10 protein-coding genes and 1 pseudogene are annotated in these 8,421 nt (G+C 32.0%); 3 read left to right on the top strand and 8 right to left on the bottom strand.

What is annotated here, in order from left to right:
* Positions 1 to 202: 202 nt before the first annotated feature.
* Complete coding sequence (locus K9V48_RS26275) at positions 203 to 664, top strand: CBO0543 family protein (protein ID WP_263432959.1); 462 nt, start codon at positions 203 to 205, stop codon at positions 662 to 664.
* 461 nt (positions 665 to 1,125) lie between these two features.
* On the opposite strand, the gene K9V48_RS26270 is transcribed toward K9V48_RS26275, so the two are convergent.
* The 5 genes from K9V48_RS26270 to K9V48_RS26250 all read right to left on the bottom strand — a co-directional run bounded on the left by K9V48_RS26270 (position 1,126) and on the right by K9V48_RS26250 (position 4,800).
* Positions 1,126 to 1,764, bottom strand: coding sequence for an HD domain-containing protein (locus K9V48_RS26270; protein WP_224142040.1), 639 nt, complete (start codon positions 1,762 to 1,764; stop codon positions 1,126 to 1,128).
* 114 nt (positions 1,765 to 1,878) lie between these two features.
* Positions 1,879 to 2,802 (bottom strand): LysR family transcriptional regulator, encoded by a 924-nt coding sequence (locus K9V48_RS26265; protein ID WP_224142041.1) that lies wholly within the window; start codon positions 2,800 to 2,802, stop codon positions 1,879 to 1,881.
* 348 nt (positions 2,803 to 3,150) lie between these two features.
* The gene (locus K9V48_RS26260; RefSeq protein ID WP_224142039.1) at positions 3,151 to 3,780 is read right to left on the bottom strand and encodes an FMN-binding negative transcriptional regulator; all 630 of its coding nucleotides are present in this window, start codon (positions 3,778 to 3,780) and stop codon (positions 3,151 to 3,153) included.
* Between the two features lie 23 nt (positions 3,781 to 3,803).
* Complete coding sequence (paiA, locus tag K9V48_RS26255) at positions 3,804 to 4,322, bottom strand: spermidine/spermine N(1)-acetyltransferase (RefSeq protein WP_224142038.1); 519 nt, start codon at positions 4,320 to 4,322, stop codon at positions 3,804 to 3,806.
* Positions 4,323 to 4,347: 25 nt separating this feature from the next.
* On the bottom strand, positions 4,348 to 4,800 hold the full coding sequence (locus K9V48_RS26250; protein WP_224142037.1) for a MarR family winged helix-turn-helix transcriptional regulator: 453 nt from the start codon (positions 4,798 to 4,800) through the stop codon (positions 4,348 to 4,350).
* Between the two features lie 696 nt (positions 4,801 to 5,496).
* On the opposite strand from K9V48_RS26250, the gene K9V48_RS26245 reads away from it, so the two are divergent.
* Both K9V48_RS26245 and K9V48_RS26240 read left to right on the top strand, forming a co-directional pair.
* Positions 5,497 to 5,829 carry a hypothetical protein gene (locus K9V48_RS26245; RefSeq protein ID WP_224142036.1) on the top strand — a complete coding sequence of 111 codons (333 nt, stop codon included), beginning with the start codon at positions 5,497 to 5,499 and terminating at the stop codon, positions 5,827 to 5,829.
* A 5-nt stretch (positions 5,830 to 5,834) separates the two neighbouring features.
* Entirely contained in the window at positions 5,835 to 6,188 is a 354-nt protein-coding gene (locus K9V48_RS26240; protein ID WP_224142035.1) for a hypothetical protein, read from the top strand.
* A gap of 200 nt (positions 6,189 to 6,388) precedes the next feature.
* Here the strand turns inward: K9V48_RS26240 and K9V48_RS26235 are convergent, their stop codons facing one another.
* The 3 genes and pseudogenes from K9V48_RS26235 to K9V48_RS26225 all read right to left on the bottom strand — a co-directional run.
* Positions 6,389 to 6,655 carry a hypothetical protein gene (locus tag K9V48_RS26235; RefSeq protein WP_224142034.1) on the bottom strand — a complete coding sequence of 89 codons (267 nt, stop codon included), beginning with the start codon at positions 6,653 to 6,655 and terminating at the stop codon, positions 6,389 to 6,391.
* Positions 6,656 to 6,943: 288 nt separating this feature from the next.
* On the bottom strand, positions 6,944 to 7,573 hold the full coding sequence (locus K9V48_RS26230) for a class I SAM-dependent methyltransferase (RefSeq protein WP_224142033.1): 630 nt from the start codon (positions 7,571 to 7,573) through the stop codon (positions 6,944 to 6,946).
* Positions 7,570 to 8,236 (bottom strand): annotated as a pseudogene (locus K9V48_RS26225) (IS1595 family transposase); the annotation flags it as partial. The gene K9V48_RS26230 and the pseudogene K9V48_RS26225, both read right to left, overlap by 4 nt.
* Positions 8,237 to 8,421: the final 185 nt, after the last annotated feature.

Raw genomic sequence — 8,421 nt, 5'->3', positions numbered from 1 at the left:
TTCCGCATTTCCTCATGCAACCTACAAACTCGTTACCAAGCATGCAGTTTCGGATGGAGATCATCTTTGTATCTAGATGAGTAGCGTAAGCTACACTGTGTGAATGCGACTTCTTGTCGCACCATAAAACCAATTATGAGCAATGGCAAAGGTTTGTTATAATGATTGATGAGTAAATTAATGATGGAAGGATTAGTTTATCTTGATAGAGAAAATAATTTTATGGTCACTGCTCATAATCGGAATCGCTCTACTCTTTTTTAGTTTAAGAAAACCACCAATCAAAGATTGGATTTTAATTTTCTTATTGACCTCTTTTTTCTCAGTATTTCTTGGTGTTCTTGTTGTAGAAGAAAAAATGCTCGAATATCCCATAAGCTTTTTAAGTAAATATTTCAGTTCTAGCCTTCTTTATGAATATCTTTTACTTCCAGTTGTCTGCATTTACTTTTATCAAGCAACTTATTATTCAAGATATCCTAGCATTATTCTGAAATGTGCATTGTATACCTCTGTTTTAACGATCATTGAAGTTCTTTTGGAAAGATATACTGATTTAATTGAATACCATACATGGACATGGATACATACGTTTATCAGTATCTTTTTTCTAATGATGTTTATCCGTATCCTTATGCAATTAATTAACAGGCAGGAAAGATAAATTGAAGAAGATCTATAAGGGGTCCTACCAACAAAAAGCGCAAAACATACGCTAAGCAAATTTCGACATAAAGAAAGCCAAGTTTTCCTACGCTAAGGATGTCACTTTAGGAGTTATTTTGCCCCTATTTTAGGCAATATTTTGCACATCCAACTCGAGTTAGCATCAGGAACCATATATTTATAATGTTAAGGAAATTCTAATATTAAAAAGCCTAATTTCTCAGTATTAAAATTGAGAAATTAGGCTTTTTTCGTTACTCCATTAATGGCCCTATTCTGGAATAAGTATATAAATCACTTACTAATAAAAAAACATATAGAAATGCGTCACCTGTTTAATATACACAACCTTTACTTTAATAGTCAGGAAAATACGGATTTACAACGTTTAAGAAGCCAAAGAATACCCCTGTATAAATGGTCAACCCTTCTCCGTCGTTACGTTGTCATTTCTGTTTCTTATTCTGACCATGGTGAATGTAAAATACAATGACAGAAATTCTTATTTTTATATTCCGTTCTAAAATGTTTAATAACATCTTCTTTCATATTGCCAAAAGTAGTTTCTGGCTTATGCTTAAAGCCCTCATAAAACGCTGGAATAATTTCCTTTTTGAAATTGTTACGAGGGAAAGCTTTTATAATTTCTTCACGCAAGTCGTCAGGGAATTGTTCAAAGCCATCTCCCATCACATCTAAACCAACACCTGAAAAGAGTAGTGCTACTTCAGACTCTTTATGTTCTGCAACACCGGGTGTCGTATGTAATGCAATAGCATCCCATACAAGACGAATCGACTCATCTGGAATTTGATACTGCTGTAAAAAACTTCTTGCTGCATTTGCACCGTCTACTTCAAATCGTAAATCTGGACTACTGAACTTTTTTGTTAAGCCTAAATCATGGAATAAAGCACTGACATATAGCAATTCTAAATCATAATTTTGCTTCGCTTTTTTTCCGTTGACTGCACCAAATAAAAACACACGATTTGAATGATTCCACAACAAGTCGTCCCCATGCTCACGTAAAATATCAGCTGCATCTTTCGCCAATCGAGAATCAGGAATTTTAATACCCGCTACTTCTTGTAACATAATTGAACATCCCCTTACAATTTATAGTTCTCATTTTCATGAACTTATCTTCATTGTAAAGAGAAATTCATCATCGTCCTATACAATTAATTCTATGATAATGATAGTTAAAAACTATAATATAGAACTTCGTAAAGAAGTAATCGAATCTTTCTCTGTGTGAAAATGAAGCTTTTCGATTTCACGTACTAATAACTTAATATATTTACGTGCTGCATAATTAATAAAACAATTCTTTTTCATCACGAGATAAACTGCTCTTGTCAAAGATGGTTTTTCAATATGTTGGAAAAACAAATCCTCTGTATCATAAAATTCATATAATGTACGCGAAACAACACTACGACCAACACCACTTCGAACTAGATTCAAGATAGATTTAATACTAGACGTTTCAACAATAGGCTCTAATTGCTTGCCAACCTCATAGCTCGTTTTATCAAGTATTTTTCTACATTGATGCATACTTGGAAATAAAATAAGAGGACCATCTAAAACAGAGGAAAATGAAACCGTCTGCTCTTCATTACTCTGATTACTAATCAGGTAAAATTCTTCATCATATAACTTCGTCACTTGCAACATATCATATTGATTAAGTTGAAAACCAATACCAAAATCAGCTCGATTTTCTAGAACGGCCTTTTCCACCTGATCAGTAGTTTGAATGAACACTTTAATGTTCGGATATAAATGGTTAAATTGAATACACAAAGTAGATACCAAATCAGTTATTTCCCCTGGTAACACAGCAATTTTCAATTCCCCGATTTCTACTTTCGTAAATGCTGCAATTTGAGAGGAGATACTTTGTATGGAACCTTGAATATTCAATGCTTCTTGTTGTACAATTTCTCCTACCTTAGTAAGCTCAATTTTCTTGCCAACGCGGTTAAAAAGTGGATACCCTACCTCTTGTTCGAGAATCTTAATTTGATGACTTAAAGTGGGTTGAGAGATTCCTAATTTTTCAGCTGCTTTTGTAAAATGTAGTTCTTTACTAACCATTAAAAAATATTCTAAATGTCGTAATTCGATACTAGTTCAATCCTTTCTAATGAAATTATTATTGGCACTCTGCTATCAAAAATGGATTACCAAGCGTACTTCCTTTTTAATAATTCTTTAATATACCTAAATTACTAATATATCCCACTATACATAGAAGAACTGCTAATCGTCATTGGACCACATAGTGATGTATTAGGTCGTCGAACACCGTTATTAATCTCGTTGATTCTATTGTTATAGATACATTTCCTTGTCCATTTAGTCCTTCTATTTGAGTATTGATTATTTTACGGTTTATACAAGGTTTAGCTAGAGCAGGGGGAGTTGTATAATAGGCTTTTTCTTTATTTCCAATCTTTCTACATTCATATAACTTTACGCCTTTTTGTCCTTTTTTAATTTCCTCTCCATCAATTGTGCCATTTGTTGAGAATTCAAATCCTTTTCTTCATAGAGTTTATTAACGATGTTATGATAGTCCTCTTCATTACGATTTTGACTTAGTTTATTGGTAGCTTGAATTTCCTGTACTTTAATCTTAAATCCAACAATACCTTTTAGTTGTTTTTCTAATAACTGAGGAGAAAGCTTATCCCATAAAACTGGATTCTTACGGTGTTTTTCGTATTTTTGCAGCAACATTGTCAGGTCCTGTTTTAACTCTTCTTCGTTCAAAATGCTGGCTGTACCATATACATGTACAGCTTGATAGTTCCATGTCGGGACATTTTCCTCTTCATACCAGGAAGAAGAGATATAAGCGTGTGGTCCTTGGAACATAACCAATGCACCTTCACAGGTTTCGAATGTTCTCCATTGAGGGTTCCCAAAAGCCATATGCCCCGTTATATAGTAAGTATCTCCTTCTTTAATTAACTGCAATGGCAAATGAGTGGCAATTGGTTTCCCTTGTTCTGTTGTGACAATCGTGCCAAAAGAGTTTTTTTGAACAAAATCCCAAATTTCATCAACATTTGTGACCTTAAAATATTTTGGAATATACATAATAATCCACCTTTCAAAAAAAGTTATATGAGTGTTTTGGTCATTATAAAGTCTATTTGTTCTTCATCACCCATATAAAAAGAGTGGGCTCCAGTTTGAATAAACCCCATTTTCTTATAAAAAGCAATAGCATTTTCATTTTTTCCCCATACGCCTAGCCAGATTTTCTTTTTATTTCGTTCCATCGCAATTTCTATAGCTTTATTTAGCAGATATTTACCAAGCCCGTGTTTTTGAAATTTGTTCTTTATATAAATCCTCTCGATTTCAAGGGATTCATCACCCATTTCTTCAGACTGAGCATCATTAGTATTGACCTTTAAATATCCAGCGACTTCATTATTAAAATAAACAAAAAAGAATTGCGAAGAAATATTGGATAATTCTTTTTCTAATTGTTTTAAGTTAAATGCCCTTTCCAAATAGACATTCATATTTTCGAGTGAATTATGATGCTTAAATGTCTCATTAAATGTTTCATAACTAATTTCTTGAAGTTTGCGTGAATCTTCAAGAGTACACTTTTTTATATTTATAGTCATTTAAATATGTCGCTCCTTTATATAATCAATAATTTCTCTTGTTTCCCTTTTTTACAAATTCCCAGTCTTTTTCTATATTTTTTCTTACTCTTTGAAGAAGATTGAAAATGGTTTCTACTTCTCTTTCCGAAAATCCCTCTAATGCAACGATATTGGAATAATCATTTTCTCTTTTTATAAAAGGATAAACATTTTTCCCTTTCTCTGTTGGGAAGAGTTTTTTAATTTTTTTGTTATGTTTATCTTCTTTCTTTTCAATAAAGCCATTAATTTCAAGTTTTTTTATAGCACGAGCTGCTGTTGTTCGATCTACTTTTATCATCTCAGCTAACTTTTCTTGAATGATTCCTGGGTTTTCACATATTCGCACAAGGTACAAATACTGCCCTTTTGTAAGTTCATATTCTTTAAATTCTATATTACTTATAGAATCTAATGCCCTGGCTATCATTCCAATTTCACGAAGAATTTCCTTCATAATTAACTCCTTAACACATATTTTTGTTGCAAATGCAATAAAAACGACATATATTAAAATTTAACTTAACTTTGTTGCATTTGCAATAAAAAATTATGATAAAGAGGTCGAGTAAAGTGAAATATTTTTCAAATGATCTTTTAATCAGTATTATTACTCTTTCTGTTTCCTCTACAATCTGGCCCGATTGTGGAATAGAGTGACTAGAGCTTTTAACTTTACTACCTTTTTTTAAAGGAGAATTTTTTATGCAATCACCGTAACAAAAATGGTCGTTTATGGTAATTGTTTAAACACTACCTTTTAGTCATTAAAAATATTACATTTTCAATCAATTTTTATATTTTTGGTTGCTTACCGTACAAAATTTTCGAAATGTTGGCGAGACTCCTATAATCAAAAGTATCTTTTTTACTTTCTTTAAAAAGTCCGGTTTCCCACATTTTTTGAAGGTTATTTCTTAATCCTGGATCCCTTATTCAAGCTAACTGTGGTCTACCGTTTTTCATCATATCTTTCCTACCATCCAACTTTCCCATTATCCAAAATATCTTCCCAACAACTTTTACACCTCCTATCACAATTTTTCTAATTGTAATAGGATATTTTAATAATTCAATCTATTTCGATCGTTTTATATCTTCCAAATTAGTAAAATAGTAATAAGAGGATGCATTCGAAAGGGACTGCTTTTATATGATAAAGAAAATTTTTGAAAACGAAGTGTTAAAGATAGTATTAAAGGATACTAGAGTAAGAATTGTTTTATTTATTTTATCTGGTTATTTCTTATTTTCGATTATTTATTATACATTTGGAATTGATGATTATCTCAAAAAAAGGAATACCTATAAAGAAGCCGAAGAGCTATTTTTAGAAAAAGAATATGCTGATGCCATCAGAACTCTTGGTGAAATACCTGATTTTAAAAATACAGATGAATTAACAAATGAAATCTTTCCTATTATGATTGATGAAATTGATCATTTCCTATCAAATAGAAATACTTTTTTTCAGATGAATACATAGGTGTAATGAAATATAATTTAACACTAACAGATAAACAAACTGCTATGCTGCAAGAAAGGGAAAATGAACTTGAAAAGTTACAAGAAATACAATTAAAAGAAAAAAGAGCAAAACTAAAATATACAGCCCCATACGAAGGTATGAGTGAAGATAAAATCAACTATTCCAATTGGGGTCCGCCAACTGAAATAACAAGAGATGTTCTTTATGAATCATTAAGAGATGATAGACGGGCTAAACACTACAAATGGATTGAAAGAGATTCGATGGGCAGAATTATCACTATCAAAACCTTAATGGTGAAGGAAGGATTAGTTCGGGGAGAACCAAAAGTCCATAATTATTATATAAACAATTAAGTTGAAACGTTTATACAACAGTTTAATGTAACTTTTGGGGATATTTTTCGCGTCAACTTTTAAAAAGCTGTGCGCAAACCTAAACTAAATTTGAAACTTAGGTTTTATGGTTTTATTTGCACCCCAAAACATTGATGTAGACCTATGTAAAGAAAAAAGCATGTTTTGGTTTTAATTCAAAACATGCTTTTTATATTGATTTATTGATAATTACGGTCATATCTTCTCAATACTTCAAGGGTTGATATTTGTACGAGATGTAAACGGAATATTGAATCATCTTCGTCTGATAGACCTGGGTGCGATCCATGAGGATGTAGTCTTTTCCAAAATGTCTCAAAATATCCTGTACCGTTATCTAACCATTCGTTTAAGGGTTTATAAAAAATAGGTGGATTCAATTGAGAAAGTGTAATTTTTGCTTGATGGCTGTCTGATGGTTTATTACCTGTTATATTTTCAGCCATTTTATTAAATAATTCTTCGACGTAGCTTCTTAATTGACTGTTGCAAGCAACCCAATCCCCTCGATTGAACGCATTAGTTGCTTGATCGTAATGTCCTAACCATCTTTTAGTAAGGCTATGTTTTAAAATAGTGTTGAAAATTAAGCGATTTTTAAGGGAAGCCCTTTGACTTCCCTTAATTCGCCTTTTAAGAATAATGCGTAAGCACTTGAAGGTCTTAGTGAATAGGTTACACATAAGCCTTATCAATTAACAATTCACTATTTTTGATTTTTTATGCAATTATAATTATAGTTCTTTTTGACATTTTACCATTATAAATTTAAATGGTGGTTTATTTTCCATATTCTTATGTGGCTCAACAATTTCCGAAAATTCTATCAGTCCATATTTTCCAAATTTTTGTTTTATCGAGTCAGAATCGTAAAAAAACATTTTTACCCCTTCCATTATCTCGAAATAGTCTTTACCCAGTTGTTTGCCCTTTCCAAACATTGGGGCTTCTTTTGAAATAGTAGTAAAAATCATATATCCGTTTGGCTTTAACTGATTATAGCAATCTTTAATAAACTTATCTCTCTCACGATTATTCAATAAGTGAATAAGTGCATAACAAAATATACCATCATAAAGTTTGTTATCAAAAGGCATATCGGTTACTGAACCATGAAAAATACTAATATTAAGCCCATTTTTCCTTGCCAATTCAATCGCTGTTGTTGAAATCTCAATACCTGTTACATTTATTCCGTTGTCAATAAAAACCTTTGCATTTCTACCATATCCAATACCAGGAATCAATATATCCTTAACTTTCTTTTCAAGGAAAAAGTCCTTTGTCCAGATTGCGGAGTCTGAAGGTTCAAATCCCCACATCATTTGATTTTCTATAAAACTTGATTCCCAGAACTCTGTCATACCTCAATCTCCTTTACAAATATTGGCTCTCTTTCTTTAAAATCTGCTGTTTTTGTATAAGCATAGGCTACATTACATTGAACCATAAAGTTCTTTACCTTTATTGCTTCTTTATCATTTTCAAATAGTTCAAGCCATTTGAACCAGTTCATATAGCTACTGATATATTTAATTGCAACACCATTAAAACCTATTCATCCACTTCTTTAATTTGCTGTGAACAGCATTTATGTGTTGAATATGGTATATTCCTTCTTTATGTTTTCCTCTTTTTACACGCTTATGGTCTAACGAAAAATCATGGGCGAACTGAACATAACTCCTCTTATGACTATCAGTGCAAAGGATAGAGTTATCCCCTATACGACCATCATAGAGCCTTTCTAATTCTTGATGTGTCATTCTGCCCTTACATAGTAGTTCCATGATTAAATTACCTTGCCTATCACTAGCAGTTGCTATACATACTTGTTCGTTAGATATACCTCTCTTTTTAACCTGCTTACCTCTTTTACGAGATTTTCTTGGCATTTTAGAAGGTTTTGTACCTTTAAAACTTTCAGCAAAAAATACTCTTATGCAGTCAAGGATTTTATGCCTCCACAAGAAACTTGTTGCTATGTTAATGCCAACCATTTCGGCACTTTTCCTAATGGAATAACCATATTTCTTTACAATCTTTCTAGGTTTACAAATATATATAAATCTAAACTAATGTTGCTGGATCTGAGTCAATATCTTGGACACAAATAAGTTAACTTTTCATGCTGATTGATGAAACTGATCTTCTACTTCTTGCGGCGTCTGAAAGTTTAATTGGCCGTGAATACGTCGGCGATTATACCAGC

It is taken from the genome of Metabacillus rhizolycopersici (assembly GCF_020075705.1).
The sequence above is the reverse complement of the archived record's forward strand: the minus strand, read 5'-3'. Positions and strand labels throughout refer to the sequence as shown.